The 17,427-nt window shown below is 55.9% G+C and carries 15 protein-coding genes; 10 read left to right on the top strand and 5 right to left on the bottom strand.

The features are described 5' to 3' along the window. Positions 1-3: 3 nt before the first annotated feature. Entirely contained in the window at positions 4-765 is a 762-nt protein-coding gene (mlaA, locus tag WH279_RS20520) for a phospholipid-binding lipoprotein MlaA (protein WP_200642885.1), read from the top strand. Between the two features lie 60 nt (positions 766-825). On the opposite strand, the gene fadL is transcribed toward mlaA, so the two are convergent. Beyond that, entirely contained in the window at positions 826-2,163 is a 1,338-nt protein-coding gene (gene fadL / locus WH279_RS20515) for a long-chain fatty acid transporter FadL (protein WP_339458284.1), read from the bottom strand. 377 nt (positions 2,164-2,540) lie between these two features. Here fadL and WH279_RS20510 point away from each other — a divergent pair, with 377 nt between their 5' ends. From WH279_RS20510 to sixA, 4 genes are all read left to right on the top strand, one after another. Then, the gene (locus WH279_RS20510; protein WP_133841310.1) at positions 2,541-2,837 is read left to right on the top strand and encodes a YfcZ/YiiS family protein; all 297 of its coding nucleotides are present in this window, start codon (positions 2,541-2,543) and stop codon (positions 2,835-2,837) included. A 213-nt stretch (positions 2,838-3,050) separates the two neighbouring features. Beyond that, the gene (gene fadI / locus WH279_RS20505) at positions 3,051-4,361 is read left to right on the top strand and encodes an acetyl-CoA C-acyltransferase FadI (protein ID WP_339458281.1); all 1,311 of its coding nucleotides are present in this window, start codon (positions 3,051-3,053) and stop codon (positions 4,359-4,361) included. Further along, entirely contained in the window at positions 4,361-6,514 is a 2,154-nt protein-coding gene (gene fadJ / locus WH279_RS20500; protein ID WP_339458280.1) for a fatty acid oxidation complex subunit alpha FadJ, read from the top strand. Before fadI ends, fadJ begins: the two co-directional genes overlap by 1 nt. A gap of 171 nt (positions 6,515-6,685) precedes the next feature. After that, complete coding sequence (gene sixA, locus WH279_RS20495; protein WP_133841313.1) at positions 6,686-7,168, top strand: phosphohistidine phosphatase SixA; 483 nt, start codon at positions 6,686-6,688, stop codon at positions 7,166-7,168. 87 nt (positions 7,169-7,255) lie between these two features. Here the strand turns inward: sixA and smrB are convergent, their stop codons facing one another. After that, the gene (gene smrB, locus WH279_RS20490) at positions 7,256-7,813 is read right to left on the bottom strand and encodes an endonuclease SmrB (protein WP_339458279.1); all 558 of its coding nucleotides are present in this window, start codon (positions 7,811-7,813) and stop codon (positions 7,256-7,258) included. Positions 7,814-8,012: 199 nt separating this feature from the next. Between smrB and prmB the strand changes: the two genes are divergently transcribed. The 4 genes from prmB to WH279_RS20470 are packed head-to-tail and all read left to right on the top strand — an operon-like array spanning position 8,013 to position 11,698. Continuing rightward, complete coding sequence (gene prmB / locus WH279_RS20485) at positions 8,013-8,945, top strand: 50S ribosomal protein L3 N(5)-glutamine methyltransferase (RefSeq protein ID WP_133841315.1); 933 nt, start codon at positions 8,013-8,015, stop codon at positions 8,943-8,945. Between the two features lie 25 nt (positions 8,946-8,970). Then, complete coding sequence (gene aroC / locus WH279_RS20480; RefSeq protein ID WP_200642891.1) at positions 8,971-10,056, top strand: chorismate synthase; 1,086 nt, start codon at positions 8,971-8,973, stop codon at positions 10,054-10,056. Positions 10,057-10,059: 3 nt separating this feature from the next. After that, a complete protein-coding gene (gene mepA, locus WH279_RS20475) occupies positions 10,060-10,887 on the top strand; it encodes a penicillin-insensitive murein endopeptidase (RefSeq protein ID WP_339458276.1) in 828 nt (275 codons plus the stop codon). Positions 10,888-10,900: 13 nt separating this feature from the next. Further along, complete coding sequence (locus tag WH279_RS20470) at positions 10,901-11,698, top strand: sulfite exporter TauE/SafE family protein (RefSeq protein ID WP_133841318.1); 798 nt, start codon at positions 10,901-10,903, stop codon at positions 11,696-11,698. Between the two features lie 99 nt (positions 11,699-11,797). Here WH279_RS20470 and WH279_RS20465 read toward each other — a convergent pair whose 3' ends face one another. Both WH279_RS20465 and iolE read right to left on the bottom strand, forming a co-directional pair. After that, positions 11,798-12,970 carry a Gfo/Idh/MocA family protein gene (locus WH279_RS20465; protein ID WP_339458273.1) on the bottom strand — a complete coding sequence of 391 codons (1,173 nt, stop codon included), beginning with the start codon at positions 12,968-12,970 and terminating at the stop codon, positions 11,798-11,800. 9 nt (positions 12,971-12,979) lie between these two features. Beyond that, positions 12,980-13,873 (bottom strand): myo-inosose-2 dehydratase, encoded by an 894-nt coding sequence (iolE, locus tag WH279_RS20460; protein ID WP_339458271.1) that lies wholly within the window; start codon positions 13,871-13,873, stop codon positions 12,980-12,982. A 153-nt stretch (positions 13,874-14,026) separates the two neighbouring features. On the opposite strand from iolE, the gene WH279_RS20455 reads away from it, so the two are divergent. Beyond that, positions 14,027-14,848: an AraC family transcriptional regulator gene (locus tag WH279_RS20455; RefSeq protein WP_200642896.1), complete on the top strand. Its 822-nt coding sequence runs from the start codon at positions 14,027-14,029 to the stop codon at positions 14,846-14,848. On the opposite strand, the gene WH279_RS20450 is transcribed toward WH279_RS20455, so the two are convergent. Further along, positions 14,822-17,407 (bottom strand): bifunctional diguanylate cyclase/phosphodiesterase, encoded by a 2,586-nt coding sequence (locus WH279_RS20450; RefSeq protein WP_325169050.1) that lies wholly within the window; start codon positions 17,405-17,407, stop codon positions 14,822-14,824. The two genes, WH279_RS20455 and WH279_RS20450, sit on opposite strands and share 27 nt — an antisense overlap. Between the last annotated feature and the right edge of the window lie 20 nt (positions 17,408-17,427).

Below are 17,427 nucleotides of genomic sequence, written 5' to 3'. Positions count from 1 at the left end.
ACGATGAACTATCGCCTGACGGGCTTAGTGCTGGCTAGCGTACTGATGGTGGGATGCGCCACTTCTGAGACGGCGAATGAGCCGCAGGGCCATGCCGATCCTCTGGAAAGCTTCAACCGTTCTATGTTCGACTTTAACTACAATGTGCTGGATCCGTATGTTCTGCGTCCGGTTGCGGTGGTCTGGCGTGATTATCTGCCGCAGCCTGCACGTAACGGGCTGGGTAACTTTTTCAGTAACCTGAACGAACCCTCTTCAATGGTGAACTATTTCATTGAGGGCAACCCGTATAAGGCGATGGTGCACTTCAACCGTTTCTTCCTGAATACGCTGTTGGGTATGGGCGGTCTGATTGATGTGGCCTCAATGGCTAACCCGAAACTGGCGAAAGAAGAGACCCGCGCTTTCGGTAGCACGCTGGGGCATTACGGCGTGGGATATGGCACTTATGTGGAAGTCCCAGGCTACGGTGGTTTTACGCCGCGTGAAGATATTGGCGGGCTGGTCGATGATGTTTATCCGCCGCTGCTCTGGCTGACCTGGTGGATGTCTGCGGGTAAATGGGCACTGGAAGGGATTGAAACCCGTGCACAGCTGCTCGACTCCGATGCTATTTTGAGAAATTCTAACGATCCTTACGCATTTATGCGTGCGGCTTATTTCCAGCATCATGATTTCCTCGCCAGCGATGGAAAATTAATACCGCAGGAAAATCCAAACGCCGCAGCAATTAACGGCGATTTGGGGGATATTGATTCCCAGTAAATATTAAAAAACCCCACGGAAGTGGGGTTTTTTATTATTCGCGTTGATAAAACGCAGTGATCAGAACTTATAGTTAAAGCTCGCACCGTACAGCCAGGCTTTACCGCTGGAGGTAAAGGTATAAGGGGTCGCCTGGCCACCATTTTGGGCGGTTGCGATAGGATCATTCCCTTCTTTGACCGTGACTTTCTGTCCGTGCATATAAGAAATACCGACATCCACTGACGCATCTTTATTAAAGGCGTAAGAGGTACCCGCGCTCAGCCATAAACGGTCCTGGTCAGGAATAGAGATGGAACGTTTATCCGAAGGAACCGGGCTGTCATCGAAGGCAATACCGGTGCGGAAGGTCCAGTTATCATCGTAGAAGTAACTGGTACCCAGCGCGATGCGGTAGGCATCGTGGAAGCTTTCGTCTTTAACGAACAGGTCCTGACCATTGCTGCCGGTCGCTCTCAGCTCCTGGAACTGGCTCCAGCTGGTATACGCCAGGCTGTAGTGAACGGCCCACTGTGGTGCAACTTTGTGGTATCCGGACAATTCCCACATTTCAGGCAGATGCAATGACAGTGAGCCTGAAACAGTGTTACCGCCCGTACCGGATGGCAGACCAAACTGACCACCGATCGGGTTGTAGGCTACCGGGATATCACTGCTGTAGTCACCGTCAAAGTCGATTTTCACTTCTGAACGGTAGCTGAGGCCAAAGCGGTTTTTATCATCCACTTCGTAAAGAACACCGGCGTTCCAGCCGTAGCCCCATTCATCACCTTTCAGGTGAGCAATCTGGGTGTCAGCCGGTGCAGCGGGTAAACCCGCGGCGGGCAGGAAAGCGCCCAGCTCACCGATGTTACGTTCAATCTTCGCCCGGGCGTATACGGCATTCACACCGACACCGAAGCTGAAATTCTGGTTGAGACGATAAGCGGTGCTGAGGTTCAGGTTCATGGTCATCAGATCGGTTTTTCCGGCAAAAGGACCGCCGGCATACCCATCGTTAAACTCGGTGGCCAGACCATAGTTGCTGGTTGCCGAGGCGCCAATCCACCACTGATCGTTCAGCGGCTGCACGTAGTGAATATTCGGTACCCACTGCGTCGGTGCAATATTATCGGCATTCAGGCTATTGCCTGCGCCGGACTGTCCCTGAATATTCACATCGGGATCGATAAATACCGCGCCGATAGAAAACTCAGGGCGATCCATTAATGCCATGGTAGCCGGGTTACGACTGGCCGATGCAGCGGTATCACCCATTGCGCCTTCGCCGGAATAAGCACGGCCAAGACCAATGGTTGAAAATTCGTTCAGTTGAAAGCCAGCCGATAAAGCATTTGAAGAAACAAGCGCCACTGCTGCTGCGAGTGCAGACTTAGCAAACAGGTTTTTATGGTTCATAACCACAACCTCATTATCTGATTTTTATTTAAGCTCTGTTACGTAATGTAACAAGGGATCGCGGATTCTAGGGACTGACAGACAACCAACAAATCAGACCAGTGGGCCAAGTATAGGTCCGACCTGTGTCTATGTTGCAATATTGTTTTTCAAATATTTCTAAAATGATGCTGAAAAAGCGATCTGGCTTGCAAAAAACTTACAATCAATTTTTTGATGATTTAGTGTGACTTGTTTCGGATCAAATAATAGTGTGATTTTCATCACTTAACGCGCTCTTTTCCCCGGATGGCTGGAGCGATAACAGGCGCAGGCGTAGACTTATACTTATCTAAATTAACCTGCCGCCAGATACCGGGTGGTATGCCGGAGGATGTATGACTGAAGCTATTAACCGCTGTAACGCCAGTGAAACCGCTGCGTGTTGCTGTGTCGATGTCGGGACAGTAATGGATAACACGGACTGTACCGCCAGCTACAGCCAGGAGTTTGAACGCCGTGAACAGGCTGAAGCGATGCTGCGTACGCTGACGGATAAAGCGCGTGCCGTTGAGTCAGAACCTTGCCTGATCGAAAGCCGCTTCAGCGAAACCCCGGCTGGTGTCACGCTGGACTGTGAGTTTACTTTTAGCTGCCAGGCGGAAACGATGATTTTCCAGCTGGGTCTGCGCTAATCTCGCGGTGGAGGGTGCCCACCCTCCACCAGAATCGTGTGTGTTCTCGCATTTTTTCCCTTCTGCCGTAGCGCCCGTCATTAATCTGGTTAACACTGATCAGGTCAGACCTCTTGGCAATGATGCCGTCTATCTAAGATATGCTCCCGATCCCGCGTCTTGCCGCCCATGCACCGGCAACACGACGCAACAGGGAGCAGAAAGGTGAGAATAATGAGTAAAGCTATACCTTTGCTGACACGTCAGGGTGACCGCATCGCGATCACCCACGGATTGCGTACGCCATTTGTTCGTCAGGCCACCGCGTTTCACGGCATTCCGGCGCTGGAACTGGGGCGTATGGTGATCAGTGAACTGCTGGCGCGCAGCGAGATCCCCGCTGACGCCATTGAACAGCTGGTGTTCGGCCAGGTGGTGCAGATGCCGGAAGCCCCCAATATTGCCCGTGAAATTGTGCTGGCCAGCGGCCTGAGTGTGCATACCGATGCCTACAGCGTCAGCCGCGCCTGCGCCACCAGCTTTCAGGCGGTGGCGAATGTGACCGAGAGCCTGTTGGCAGGGACGATTCAGGCCGGTATTGCCGGTGGTGCGGACTCCTCCTCAGTGCTGCCAATCGGCGTCAGTAAAACGCTGGCGCGGGTGCTGGTCGACCTCAGCAAAGCGCGTACGTTACCGCAAAAACTCACACTCCTCAGCCAGCTGCGTCCACGTGATTTGCTGCCGGTGCCTCCGGCGGTGGCGGAATATTCCACCGGGCTACGCATGGGCGACACGGCCGAGCAGATGGCGAAAGATCATGGCATTACCCGCGAGCAGCAGGATGCACTGGCGCACCGCTCTCATCTTCATGCGGCGCGTGCCTGGCAACAGGGGCTGTTAAATGACGAGGTGATGACGGCTTATGCCCCCCCGTGGAAGCAGCCCGTTCAGCAGGATAACAATGTTCGCAGCGAATCCCGCCCGGAAGACTATGCCCGCCTGCGTCCGGCGTTTGACCGAAAACACGGTACGGTCACGGCAGCAAACAGCACGCCACTCACTGACGGGGCTGCTGCGGTGGTCCTGATGACCGAGTCCCGTGCACGCGAGCTGGGCATGGTGCCACTCGGCTACCTGCGCAGCTATGCGTTTACCGCCATTGATGTGCGTCGGGATATGCTGCTGGGGCCTTCCTATGCTTCGCCGCTGGCGCTGGACCGTGCGGGGATCACGCTGGCCGACCTTTCTCTGATTGATATGCATGAAGCGTTTGCGGCGCAGACGCTGGCGAACCTGAAGATGTTTGCGGATGAACGCTTTGCCCGCGAGGTGCTGAACCGTCCCCATGCATTGGGCGAGGTGAATCAGGAGCAGTTCAACGTGCTGGGGGGATCTATCGCTTATGGTCATCCGTTCGCCGCAACCGGGGCGCGGATGATCACGCAAACGCTAAATGAGCTGCGTCGGCGCGGTGGCGGGCTGGGACTGGTCACCGCCTGCGCCGCCGGGGGTTTGGGTGCCGCAATGGTTCTGGAGGCGGAATAATGGAACAGAAAACGGCTTTTACGCTCAGCATGCGCCTGGATAACGTCGGCGTGATCACTATCGATGTGCCTGATGAGAAGATGAACACGCTGAAGGAGGCCTTTGCCGGGGAAATTCGCGCTGTCCTCAAACAGGCACGGTCTAATCCGCACCTTGCCGGGCTGGTGCTGATTTCTGGCAAACCGGACTCTTTTATCGCCGGGGCCGATATCAGCATGATCGCGGCCTGCGACACGGCAGAGCAGGCCAGCGCGCTGGCACACGCCGGGCAGACCGTGATGGCGGAGATCGCCGCGCTGCCGGTGCCGGTCGTGGCCGCCATACACGGTGCCTGCCTCGGGGGCGGCCTGGAGCTGGCACTGGCCTGCCATCATCGCGTTTGTACGCTGGATGACAAAACCCGGCTCGGGCTGCCGGAAGTCCAGCTGGGGCTGTTGCCGGGATCCGGGGGAACGCAGCGGCTGCCGCGTCTGATTGGCGCATCGACCGCGCTGGATATGATCCTGACAGGTAAAACCCTGCGTGCGCGTGCGGCCCTGAAATGCGGGCTGGTGGATGACGCGGTGGCTCCGAGTATTTTACTGGAAACGGCGGTGAAACTGGCACTGAAAGCGCGCAGTGCCAGAAAGCCGTTACCGCTGCGCGAACGGCTGTTAACCGGCCCGGCGGGCAGGGCGATACTGTTCGCACTGGCAAAACGCCAGACCCAGGCGAAAACGCACGGGAATTACCCGGCGACAGACAAAATACTCAGCGTGGTGCGCCGTGGGCTTGAGCAGGGCAGCGGTAGCGGTTATGCCGCTGAGGCGCAGGCATTTGGTGAACTGGCGATGACCCCGCAGTCCGCCGCTTTACGCAGCCTGTTTTTCGCCACCACCGCCCTGAAAAAAGATCCGGGTGCCCAGGCTGCACCGCGTGAGTTGAAGCGTATTGGTGTGCTGGGCGGTGGCCTGATGGGCGGCGGTATTGCCTGCATCACCGCTACCCGCGCCGGGCTACCCGTGCGCATTAAAGATGTGAACCCGGACGGCATCAACCGTGCGCTGAAAACCAGCTGGCAGGTGCTGAGTCAGCAGGTCAAACGCCGCCGCCTGAGTGTGGCAGAGCGTCAGCAACAGATGGCATTGATCAGCGGTGGCACTGACTATCAGGGCTTCCGCCAGCGCGATATGGTCATTGAGGCTGTCTTTGAAGATCTGGCGCTGAAGCAAAAAATGGTGGCTGAGGTTGAGGCATCCTGTTCGCCGGACACGCTGTTTGCTTCTAATACGTCATCGCTGCCGATTGCGGATATTGCCTCAGGTGCGCAGCGGCCAGAGAATGTCATCGGTCTTCATTACTTCAGCCCGCCGGAAAAAATGCCGCTGGTAGAGGTGACCCCTCACGCCGGTACGGCGGCGGCCACCGTGGCCACGGCGGTGGCGCTGGCGAAGAAACAGGGTAAAACACCGATTGTGGTGGCCGATCGCGCCGGGTTCTACGTTAACCGTATTCTTGCCCCCTATATGATTGAAGCGATGCACTGTCTGCTGGAAGGGGAGCCGATTGAGTCTATTGACCACGCGCTGGTGCAATTCGGTTTCCCGGTGGGGCCGGTGCAGTTACTGGACGAAGTAGGGATTGATGTCGGCACGCATATTATGCCGATCCTGCAACAGGCATGGGGCGAGCGTTTTGCATTGCCGGCCGCGCTGGACGCGGTGCTGAAGGACGATCGTAAGGGACGGAAAAACGGTCGTGGTTTCTACCTTTATCCGCAGAAAGGGCGGAAAAAGCAGCCGGACAGCGCGATTTATCGCTTACTGAATATCAGTGCAAAACACCATCTCAGCGCACAGAATATCGCTCAGCGCTGTGTGATGATGCTGCTGAATGAGGCGGCACGTACGCTGGATGAAGAGGTGGTTTCCTGTGCGCGTGACGGCGATATCGGTGCTGTTTTTGGCATCGGCTTCCCGCCGTTTCTCGGGGGTCCCTTCCACTATATGGACCAGTTAGGCATCGGTGAAGTGGTGAACAGTTTAGAGCAGCTTATGCAGCGTCACGGGCCGCGTTTTGCCCCTTGTGAACGTTTGAAAAAAATGGCTGACGCCGAGGAAACCTTCTATAAACCGGAAGTTAAGCTGAATAGTTGCACTGATTCAGTGGGATAGTCTGGTGGGGTTAGCGAATGATGTTTGCGGGTTAATCTGCACGTCGCTCACTAAGTAAACAATCGGTTGACTATACTCAAGGCATTGGGGTACAACACAGCGTTCATTCTCTGGATGAAGAGTCGGACGGCGTTGTCCCCCGGCGTTTTTGTTTAACAACAGCGGTGCTATATGCAAGTTTTCATTATGCGTCACGGCGATGCAGCATTAGATGCAGCAAGTGATTCAGTCAGACCTTTGACCCATTGCGGCTGTGATGAGACTCGCCAGATGGCGACCTGGCTTAACGGCCAGTCAGTGGATATTGAGCGCGTACTGGTCAGTCCTTATCTGCGTGCGCAGCAAACACTGAATCAGGTACGTGAAGTGTTGCCCTTGCCGGAAGGCGAAGATGTGCTGCCGGAGCTGACTCCGGGCGGCGATCCTGGCTTAGTGGCCTGCTACCTGCAGGTTCTGGCAAACGAAGGCGTCAAATCAGCGTTGGTGATCTCTCACCTGCCGCTGGTGGGCTATCTGGTGGCTGAGTTGTGCCCGCAGGAAGCGCCACCGATGTTTGCTACCTCGGCGATTGCCTGCGTTGACTTCGATGCGGAGAATGCGGCTGGCAAGCTGGAATGGCAGGTCTCCCCTGCCAAGTTAGCGAAAGCGATGTGATGCAAGGCCCTGGGGTCGACCTTGTTCCGGTCGGCCCGAATCCTGATATGCATCGTGGCACCTCCGGAGCGAAACACAGGCTCCGTTCTACGGCAACATCAGTTCCGGCGGCATCCACTCTTCAATCTCAATCAATACCAGCAGGGCGGCATCTCCGCCAAACAACTTCGGCGCCTGATGAAAGGCCATCACCAGCGGGTGTTGGGCCAGCCACAGCGGTGTCTGCTGTTTAAGCACATGTTTGCCGTGGCCATGCATCACGCTGGCACAGAAGATATGTTCGCGGCGACAGGCGGCAATCAGCGCACCCAGTTCCCCCTTCGCCTGCTTCTGGGTTAATCCGTGCAGGTCGAGAAAAATCTCCGGGCTGTAATCCCCGCGTCGTAGCTTTTTCAACTCATAGTGGTCTACGTCGCTACGAACATATCGTACCGCGCCTTCCGTCGCCAGCAGCGGCTGGAACTCATCGGAAAAATAGTGGCTGTTATCCATCTGCTCGGAGAGCAGGCGTTTCTGCGGGACTTCGCTTATCTTTTTGCGCGGTGGCTTGTGGACAATCGTGTCCTGGGCCAGCTTGCGTGTGCCGGTCATCAGCCCGCGAAACAGCGCCAGATCGTCCGCATTCAGATTCTCTTTTTTACTCATCTCAGGGGATCGCTATGCTGTCAGTTAGGGTTGATTGCCCCTTTAAAGGGTCATTTCATCCACAATTTGGGGTCAGTCTACCTTTTCCTCGCCCGTGGCTGAAACAAATCTCAGCTTTTTCACCCCCTCGCGCTGAATTATCTCAAGCTTCGTGGCAAACTAGCGCCCGGGTTTAACAGAACGGCCTGCGGAGGGCACTTTGGACAAAATTTTCGTCGATGAAGCAGTCAATGAACTGCACACTATTCAGGATATGTTGCGCTGGTCGGTCAGCCGCTTTTCTGCTGCTGATATCTGGTATGGCCACGGCACCGACAATCCCTGGGACGAAGCTGTTCAGCTGGTGCTCCCGACGCTCTATTTGCCGCTGGATATCCCCGAAGATATGCGCACTGCGCGTCTGACCTCGAGTGAGCGTCACCGCATTGTTGAGCGTGTGATCCGCCGCATTAACGAACGCATTCCGGTGGCTTACCTCACCAATAAAGCCTGGTTCTGCGGCCATGAATTTTATGTTGATGAGCGTGTGCTGGTCCCGCGTTCACCGATCGGTGAGCTGATTAACAGCCACTTTGACGGCATCATCAGCCATGAACCCCAGCATATTCTGGATATGTGCACCGGCAGCGGCTGTATCGCCATCGCCTGTGCTTATGCCTTCCCGGATGCCGAAGTGGATGCCGTGGATATTTCCACCGATGCGCTGGCGGTCACCGAGCAGAACATTGGCGCACACGGTCTGGATCACCACGTGACGCCAATCCGTGCCGATTTGTTCCGCGAACTGCCTAAGACGCAGTACGACCTGATTGTCACCAATCCGCCGTATGTTGATGCCGATGATATGGACGACCTGCCAAACGAATACCGCCATGAGCCGGAACTCGGTCTGGCGGCAGGCAGCGATGGACTGAAACTGGTCCGCCGCATTCTCGCCTGCGCACCGGACTACCTCAGTGAGCAGGGCGTGCTGATTTGTGAAGTGGGCAACAGCATGGTGCATATGATTGACCAGTACCCGGATGTGCCTTTCACCTGGCTGGAATTCGATAACGGTGGCGACGGCGTGTTTATGCTGACGAAACAACAGATTATTGATGCACAACATCATTTTAAAATCTATAAAGACTGATTCACCATTTTAGCGAGGAGCCAGCATGGCGGGTAATACCATTGGACAAGTATTTCGGGTCACGACGTTTGGCGAATCACACGGCATCGCCCTCGGTTGTATCGTGGATGGCGTGCCTCCGGGCATCCCACTGACCGAAGCCGATTTGCAGCACGATCTCGATCGCCGCCGCCCTGGCACTTCGCGCTATACCACCCAACGCCGTGAACCGGACCAGGTGAAAATTCTGTCCGGCGTGTTTGAAGGCAAAACCACCGGAACCAGTATTGGTCTGCTGATTGAAAACACCGATCAGCGCTCGCAGGACTACGGCGCGATCAAAGATCTCTACCGTCCCGGTCATGCGGATTACACCTACGACCAGAAATACGGTTTTCGCGACTATCGCGGCGGTGGCCGCTCATCGGCGCGTGAAACGGCGATGCGCGTTGCGGCCGGAGCCATTGCGAAAAAATACCTTGAGATGAAACACGGTATTATCGTACGCGGTTATCTGGCGCAGATTGGTGACGTGGCCTGCGAGCTGAAAGACTGGGACCAGGTGGAACAGAATCCCTTCTTCTGCCCGGACCCTGATAAAATTGACGCGCTGGACGAACTGATGCGTGCTCTGAAGAAAGAGGGCGATTCCATTGGTGCCAAAGTGACCGTGATGGCGGAAAACGTCCCGGCAGGTTTGGGTGAGCCGGTCTTTGACCGTCTGGATGCTGACCTGGCACATGCGCTGATGAGCATCAATGCGGTAAAAGGCATTGAGATTGGCGACGGCTTTGCCGTGGTCAGCCAGCGCGGTAGCGAACACCGTGATGAGATCCGTGCTAACGGCTTCCAGAGCAACCATGCTGGCGGCATTCTGGGCGGCATCAGCAGCGGTCAAAGCCTTATCGCTCATCTGGCGATGAAGCCGACCTCAAGCATTACCGTACCCGGCAAAACGCTGACCCGCAGCGGTGAAGAAGTCGAGATGATCACCAAAGGTCGCCACGACCCGTGTGTGGGGATCCGTGCAGTGCCGATTGCTGAAGCGATGATGGCGATTGTGCTGATGGACCATCTGCTGCGTCACCGGGCGCAGAATGCTGACGTTGAAACCACTTACCCACGCTGGTAACCCATGAAAAAGACGCTGATGGCGCTGTGTGCGCTGTTGATATCGACGGCGACCGCACAGGCCGCCACGCCGTGGCAGACAATCCACCAGCCGATTAGCGGTGCACCGCAGTCAATTGGTGCCTTCTCTAACGGCTGTATTGTTGGCGCACAGCCGCTGCCGCTGGAGGCATCCGGCTATCAGGTGATGCGTACCGATCAGCGTCGCTATTTTGGTCACCCGGACCTGATTGCTTTTATTCAGCGTCTCAGCACCCAGACAAATCAACTGGGGCTGGGGGAAGTGCTGGTCGGTGATATGGGCATGGCGGCAGGCGGTCGTTTCAGCAGCGGCCACGCCAGTCATCAGTCCGGGCTGGATGTGGATATCTGGTTACAGCTCCCCAAACAGCGCTGGACACAGCAAATGCTGCTGAAACCTCAGCCGCTTGATCTGGTCGCCGCCGATGGCAAAAATGTGGTGGCACGCCACTGGCAACCAGAAATCGACAGCCTGATTAAGCTGGCGGCGAAAGATCACGAGGTGACGCGTATTTTCGTTAATCCGGCGATTAAAAAGCAGCTTTGTGCGGATGCCGGTAGCGATCGTGAATGGTTACGCAAGGTGCGTCCGTGGTTCCAGCATCGTGCCCATATGCATGTGCGCCTGCGCTGTCCGGCGGGAAGCCTTGAGTGTCAGGATCAGCCGATCCCACCGCCGGGTGACGGCTGTGGTGCCGAACTGCAAAGCTGGTTTGCGCCAGCCAAACCGGGGAGTACACCGCCGGTGAAGCGCGAGCCCCCTCCGTTACCGCCATCCTGCCAGGCTCTGCTGGATAAACATTTACTGTAAGGCACAACGATAAATGGAATGGGTCAGTGTTGCTCCGTGGCTGTTGGGCGTGCTGTTTTTGGTGGCCTTACTGGCGGGGTTTATCGATGCGATTGCGGGCGGCGGCGGCTTACTGACGGTGCCTGCGCTGCTGGCGGCCGGGTTGTCGCCAGCCCAGGCGCTGGCGACTAATAAGCTGCAGTCGGTAGGCGGATCGTTTTCTGCCAGTCTCTATTTTATCCGCCGCAAAGCCGTGGATTTACGCGAGCAAAAGCTGAATATTGCGCTGACCTTTTTAGGGTCCATCAGCGGCGCGCTGCTGGTACAGCATGTACAGGGCGATATTCTGCGCCAGCTGCTGCCGCTGCTGGTGATTACCATTGGTCTCTATTTCCTCCTGATGCCGAAGATCGGAGAGGAAGATCGTCAGCGTCGTCTCCACGGTCTGCCGTTTGCACTGGTGGCTGGAGGATGCGTTGGGTTTTATGACGGGTTCTTCGGCCCTGGCGCGGGTTCGTTTTATGCGCTGGCGTTCGTGACGCTGTGCGGTTACAACCTGGCGAAATCGACCGCTCATGCCAAAGTGCTGAACTTTACCTCCAACCTCGGCGGCCTGCTGCTGTTTATGATTGGCGGAAAAGTGGTGTGGCTGGTGGGACTGGTGATGCTCGCGGGCCAGGTGTGCGGCGCACGTCTGGGTGCCAGAATGGTGCTGACCAAAGGGCAGAAGCTGATCCGCCCGATGATTGTGATTGTGTCGGCGGTGATGAGTGCGAAATTGCTGTATGACAGCCACGGCGCGGAAATCATGGTGTGGTTCCATTCGTTATAATGTGCTTTCGGGCGCGGCATGCCACGCCCCTACGAATGCCGCGCCTCTCCGTATGCCACGCCAGTAGGGGTCAGGCATGCCTGACCCGCTGCACAACACCTAACCTCTTCTCACCGTGATCCAGCGGCGCTGATCCATCGAATCCTCAATCGCCTGTAAGATGCGCTGATTCTCCCAGCCGAACGTAAAGTTCGGGTAGCAGTCGTCATCGCGACAAATTCCCTGCACCAGATCATGCACTTCCAGCACTTTGACATCGAAGTAACCCAGCCCGCCGCCGCCGAAATCGAAGCCAAAAAAGGCTGAATAAGCGGGGATCTGGCTGCCGGCATACAGGGTTTTGAACCCACGATCGCGCTTATCATCGTTAAAACGGAATACCTGGAGTTCGTTAAAGCGCTCACCGTCCATATACAGCGTGCCTTCGGTGCCGGACACTTCCCAGTAGACGCCGAAAATGCGCCCGGCGGCAATACGTGAAGACTCAATCACGCCGGCAGCGCCGCTGTCAAAACTCACCAGGCACTGCATCTGGTCATCATTTTCCACTTCGCGACGTTGCGCATTGGCCTCGACCTTACTGGCGTAACCGCTGTCGACGCCGGGCACCGGACGGGTTTTAAGATGCGTCTGCCCGCTGGCGCACACTTCCTTTACGCCGCCCATCAGATACTGCGCGACTGACAGAGTATGTGCGCCCAGGTCGCCCAGAGAACCTGAACCGGCCAGTTCTTTCGAGCAACGCCAGGACCAGGGCAGTTCAGGGTCGTTATAAAAACCCTGGTCGAAAGTGCCGCGGAAACGCACCGGGGTGCCGATCTCGCCGCGCTCAATCAGCTGCTTCGCCAGCTGCGCCGCCGGGGTCTTGATGTTATTAAATGCCACCATGGTTTTCACCCCGGCCCGGCGTGCGGCGTCTGCCATCTCTCGTGCCTCGGGTTCTGTGACAGCCAGCGGTTTCTCACAGTAAACATGCTTCCCGGCGTTGATCGCGGCCAGTGCCATCTGATGATGCAGATGGTTGGGCGAGGTGATATCAATGACATCGATATTCGGGTCCTGCACCATCTCCCGCCAGTCGCCAAAGGCGTACAGCGCGCCGAAGCGCTGTGCCGCCTGCTGCGCCATCGCCTGATTCTGGTCGGCAATGGCGTACAGCACCGGGGTTTTCGGCAAATCAGGGTAGAGCAGGGCGGCACGGCGGATGGCATCAGCGTGCGCCTGCCCCATAAAACCGGAGCCGATCAGGCCAATATTCAGAGTGTCAGGCATCGTATTTCCTTAGCGCGAAAAGAGGGCGTTAACGTGATGGAAGGCACGCGTCACGGTGGGCACCGGAGGCGCTGTGGTTGGGTCTTGTTCTGCTTCAACGATCAGCCAGCCGCGATAGCCGCTGTGATTGACGAAATCCACTACCGGCTGATAATCGATAGCGCCATCACCGGGCACGGTGAACATACCGCCGCGTACGCCCTGGTTAAAACTTTCATCCTGCTGATACACCTGATCCAGGCGTGCGCGACGAATATCTTTCAGGTGAATATGGCAGATACGGCTGCCGAACTGGCGGATCAGTGCGTTGAGATCGGCGCCTGCCGCTACGGCATGCCCGGTATCCAGCAGCATTCCGACATCCTCATGGGTGGCAGAGAAAAAACGCTCGATCTCATCCTGACGCTCTACCAGCATCATCAGATGGTGGTGGTAAGCCAGCTTCAGGCCATATTCCTGATACAGCGCCGAGGAGAACTGGCTCAACCGCCGTACGTAAGCATCGAAGTCAATGGCGCTGAGTTTGGGTGAGTGGGAAATACCGATATCCAGCGGTGTCTCGCCGGGCATTCCCCCGCATTCGCCATACACCATGACGGAACAGCCCAGTGCGCTCAGCAGGCGAGCATGATCGGCCACATTGTGCAGCTCCTGCTGCACGCTAATGTCGGCCAGGGTGCCGGAGAACCAGCCGGAAGCCAGTGACAGACCGGTTTCCTGCAACAGTGGCTGCAAGGCCGCCAGCTCGCGGGGAAATTTACGCCCCAGTTCAATCCCCTGATAGCCGATGGCGGCAGCCTGCTGCATACATTGCAGGGCAGTGACGTCATCCCCCAGATCTTCCAGCACATCGTTGGTCCAGGCCAGCGGACTGACGCCAAGACGCACGTTGGCATTCGCCATAATTTTCTCCTGTCTGAAATCAAAGTTTGATCTGCGTCGCACAATCAGGCCCTGCGCACAGTTTCGGGTTGTGTTCGCCGCTATACGGCTGAAGAGTGGAGAAAAGATAGCCTGCCTGGGGGCGAAGGGTACATGACCAAAGTGGTGAAAAAAATGTCTGAAATCACACTGACGGTTCCCGTCATGGAGGGATATTTCGGTCTGTCGCGGTACGGGGCTGGGGATGTGTACGGGCCGCGTATTCAGCGCGGCATTCAGTTTATTGCGCTGCTGAGTGGCAGCGTGACGATTGAGACGGCGCAGCGTTCACTGCTGTTATTGCCCGGTACGCTGGCGTTGCTGCTGCCGGGAGAGCGTGAGTTGTTCCGGTTTGACTCGCTGCTGCCCAGCGAGCATATCTGGTGCCAGCTGGATTTCGCGGCCCTCCCGGCGAACTTTAATCTCGAGCTGGCACATTTGCCTGCCACCATTGCTTTTGACCATCAGGTAGAGCAACTGATGGAGCTGGGGATCAGCTTAACCTCTCAGCCAGAACCCGCACCGCGTGCCCTGATCTCGCTGGCAGAAACCCTGCTCTATTACTATGCCTCACGTGCTATCCAGCCGCGTGGAGAGGAGCGGCAAACCATGCCGAAGGGGGTACGTGAAGCCTGCCGCTTTATTGCTATGCGCTACCAGCATCCGCTGGCGCTGGAGGATATCGCAGCCCGCGCCCACTGTTCGGTAAATCATCTGATTGCGCTGTTTCGCCGTCATCTGCGCCAGACTCCGGCACGCTACCTGCGCGATGTGCGCCTGCGCCATGCGGAACGCCTGCTGATGCGCAGCCACCTGCCCGTGGCATTGATCGCCGAGCAGTGTGGTTTTGTTTCACCTTTTCACTTTTCACGCATCTTCAAAGAACATTACGGCCTGGCTCCGCTGGCTTTTCGCCAGCAGGCGCAGGCATTAAGTGCGGGTGCGGCAGGTCGGTAGTGCTATCAGATGTTCAAGAGCCATCGGTTTACCGATGTAATACCCCTGCAGGCTGTCACACTGCAACAGCGTTAACTGCTCCATCTGAGATTGTGTTTCAACGCCTTCGGCGGTGACATAGAGAGAATAGGCCTTGCCGAGGCCAATCATATTTTCGACGACTTGCCTTGCGCGTACCGAATCATCCATAGGGAAAATAAAGGATTTATCCAGCTTTATACCGTCAAACGGGAAGTTGCGCAGATAGCTTAACGAGGCAAAACCCGTGCCGAAATCATCGATAAGAAACTTCACGCCCAGTTCCTTAATCTGCAACATGGTTTTCTGTGTCTTGACCGGATCATGCAATGTGACATTTTCGGTGACTTCGATCTCCAGCAATGAACTCTCCAGTCCTGTTTTTTCTAACACCCCTTTTATTCTGTCGTACAGGCTGCTGTCCTGGAATTCACTTGCCGAGATATTCACCGACACCGTTAACCCCGGCATAGCGTTAAGCGCATCACTGCAGGCGGTGAACAATACCCAGTCGCTGAGTGCGTTAATCAAGCCGGTTTCTTCCGCCAGCGGGATAAACTGGTCAGGCATCAGCAGTCCGTGGTGTGGGTGTTGCCATCTGACCAGCGCTTCAACCGCCGTGATACACGAACAGTGGGTATCGTAACGCGGCTGATAAGCCAGACGCAGCTGGCCTGCGCGAATTCCCTCACGCAGTTCCTGTTCCATTTCACGACGCTGGACAATCTTTTCCCCCATATCGCGCTGGAAGAACGCCCACTGGTTACGCCCCTCATTTTTGGCTTTGTAGAGTGCGATGTCGGCATAACGCAGCAGGTCACTGGCGGTACTGGCGTCCTGAGGGGCGAGGGCAATGCCCAGGCTGACCCCGATAAAAATTTCGCCGTTGGCAATCAGGAATGGCCGGTTAATCTCATCAATAATCTGCTGGCACAGGGTAGCGATATCGCCCTGATCCTGAACCTCCGGCAGAATAATAATAAATTCATCACCGCCATGGCGGGTCACCATACCGGATGTTTTCAGGCAGGCGCGTAGCCTGGCAGAGACTTCATGCAGCACGCTGTCACCGGCCGCATGCCCGTAGACATCGTTAACCGGTTTAAACTTATCCAGGTCAACCATCACAATAGCCAGCTGTTGTTCAGTGCTGGGGGCTGAATTCAATTTTCCTTCGAGGAACTCTTTCATCTGCACACGATTAGGCAGGCCGGTTAACTCATCGAAGTGTGATAAATAACGCACGCGCTCCTGTGCTTTTACTTCCTGGGTGACATCGGTTGCTGTGCCACGAAACCCGGTTTTTCCGCCAGACAGGTACACGCGTTTAACGATCATATTGCAGTAACGCTGATGTTGTTGGGCTGAGAGGTAGTGGCAATGAGGAAGCGTGATACGGCCACCGGAATGGCACAGGTAAGTCAGTTGCGCCAGGGCATTACTGTCGTTCAGTAAAAACTCCGTTGCCGGACGGCCAATCCAGTCAGAGATGTGGTAGCCAGTGATCACCGGGAAACGTTCGGATATCCAGGTAAACCTTAAGTTCTCATCCGCTTCCCAAATCCAGTCCGTGGTGGTTTCAGCAACATCCCTGAATCGGCACTCGCTGTTGTAGAGGGCTTTTTTGCTTTGTTCCAGCTGGAAATGACTTTCATCACTGAGGTGCGCTTTGCGCAGGGCATTTTTTATCAGCATCAGTGCGGTAAACAGGGTGGTAAACATCAGTAACACCAGCGCAGGCAGAATCCCCGCGACCAGTGCATTACCGGGATCATCACTCTGCCAGGCAAACGTAATCCTTCCGCCAAGCGCGGGCAGTGTCAGCATATTACGGTCCTCGTGCTGACGGGCAGTTTGCGTGCTGAGGATTTGCGCGCCCTGGATACCATATTCCTGCGCCATAATGCTCAGTTTCTCCGGGGTGAGCCTGTCGGCGAAGATCAGAATTGAGTGCGGGCCATTATCCTTGTCTTCACTGGCAGCCCCGTCGGGGGTGATCCAGGCGGCGCTGACGATAGTGACGCGCCCCTGTGAGGCCACCAGTATCGAGACGGCATTACCTCCTGACGCATTTAACCGTTGATTAAGCTGGGGAAGGGGATCTTTGCCGAGCCATGATTCAATCATCTGCAGCTTCAGCTGCCCTCCGATCACGCTGTAGCGCGTTTTTCCCTGCGGAGAAACAACGAAAATGCCCTCATAATGAAATCGTTGATACAGTGATTCTCCCAGATTCTGATCGTCCCAGGCCCATTTGGTATTGACCGTCAGATGCAGGTTTTTCCAGGCTTCGCCCCAGTCGGCATTGTCCATGGTATGGGCATGCATAATCTCCTGCCGGTTTTCTATCGCTTTACCCATTAGTAATTGAAGGTGTTTATCTTCATGGGTATTTTGTTGATCGGCGATGTAAAACAGCGCAACGATGGCGCAAAGAAAGAGTCCACCCAGTAATACCAGCATGCCGACCATGGGCTGCCTGACCAGTCCGCGGGTGTCTCCGGTAATCATCATTTTTGTTTTATTTGGTTTTTGCTTCATTCACGCTCGCCTGAAAAGGG

The sequence above is a fragment of the Erwinia sp. MYb375 genome (assembly GCF_037479175.1).
Classification (GTDB): domain Bacteria; phylum Pseudomonadota; class Gammaproteobacteria; order Enterobacterales; family Enterobacteriaceae; genus Erwinia; species Erwinia rhapontici.
Note: the sequence above shows the minus strand (reverse complement) of the source record. Positions and strands in the feature narration are given on the sequence as shown.

What these genes read in the sequence shown, in the direction of transcription:
- aroC (WP_200642891.1), top strand. Translation starts at nt 8,971, where the DNA reads ATGGCGGGTAATACCATTGGACAAGTATTTCGGGTCACGACGTTTGGC.
- WH279_RS20470 (WP_133841318.1), top strand. Translation starts at nt 10,901, where the DNA reads ATGGAATGGGTCAGTGTTGCTCCGTGGCTGTTGGGCGTGCTGTTTTTG.
- WH279_RS20450 (WP_325169050.1), bottom strand. Translation starts at nt 17,407, where the DNA reads ATGAAGCAAAAACCAAATAAAACAAAAATGATGATTACCGGAGACACC.
- fadL (WP_339458284.1), bottom strand. Translation starts at nt 2,163, where the DNA reads ATGAACCATAAAAACCTGTTTGCTAAGTCTGCACTCGCAGCAGCAGTG.
- mlaA (WP_200642885.1), top strand. Translation starts at nt 4, where the DNA reads ATGAACTATCGCCTGACGGGCTTAGTGCTGGCTAGCGTACTGATGGTG.
- sixA (WP_133841313.1), top strand. Translation starts at nt 6,686, where the DNA reads ATGCAAGTTTTCATTATGCGTCACGGCGATGCAGCATTAGATGCAGCA.
- WH279_RS20510 (WP_133841310.1), top strand. Translation starts at nt 2,541, where the DNA reads ATGACTGAAGCTATTAACCGCTGTAACGCCAGTGAAACCGCTGCGTGT.
- WH279_RS20455 (WP_200642896.1), top strand. Translation starts at nt 14,027, where the DNA reads ATGTCTGAAATCACACTGACGGTTCCCGTCATGGAGGGATATTTCGGT.
- mepA (WP_339458276.1), top strand. Translation starts at nt 10,060, where the DNA reads ATGAAAAAGACGCTGATGGCGCTGTGTGCGCTGTTGATATCGACGGCG.
- WH279_RS20465 (WP_339458273.1), bottom strand. Translation starts at nt 12,970, where the DNA reads ATGCCTGACACTCTGAATATTGGCCTGATCGGCTCCGGTTTTATGGGG.
- fadJ (WP_339458280.1), top strand. Translation starts at nt 4,361, where the DNA reads ATGGAACAGAAAACGGCTTTTACGCTCAGCATGCGCCTGGATAACGTC.
- smrB (WP_339458279.1), bottom strand. Translation starts at nt 7,813, where the DNA reads ATGAGTAAAAAAGAGAATCTGAATGCGGACGATCTGGCGCTGTTTCGC.
- iolE (WP_339458271.1), bottom strand. Translation starts at nt 13,873, where the DNA reads ATGGCGAATGCCAACGTGCGTCTTGGCGTCAGTCCGCTGGCCTGGACC.
- fadI (WP_339458281.1), top strand. Translation starts at nt 3,051, where the DNA reads ATGAGTAAAGCTATACCTTTGCTGACACGTCAGGGTGACCGCATCGCG.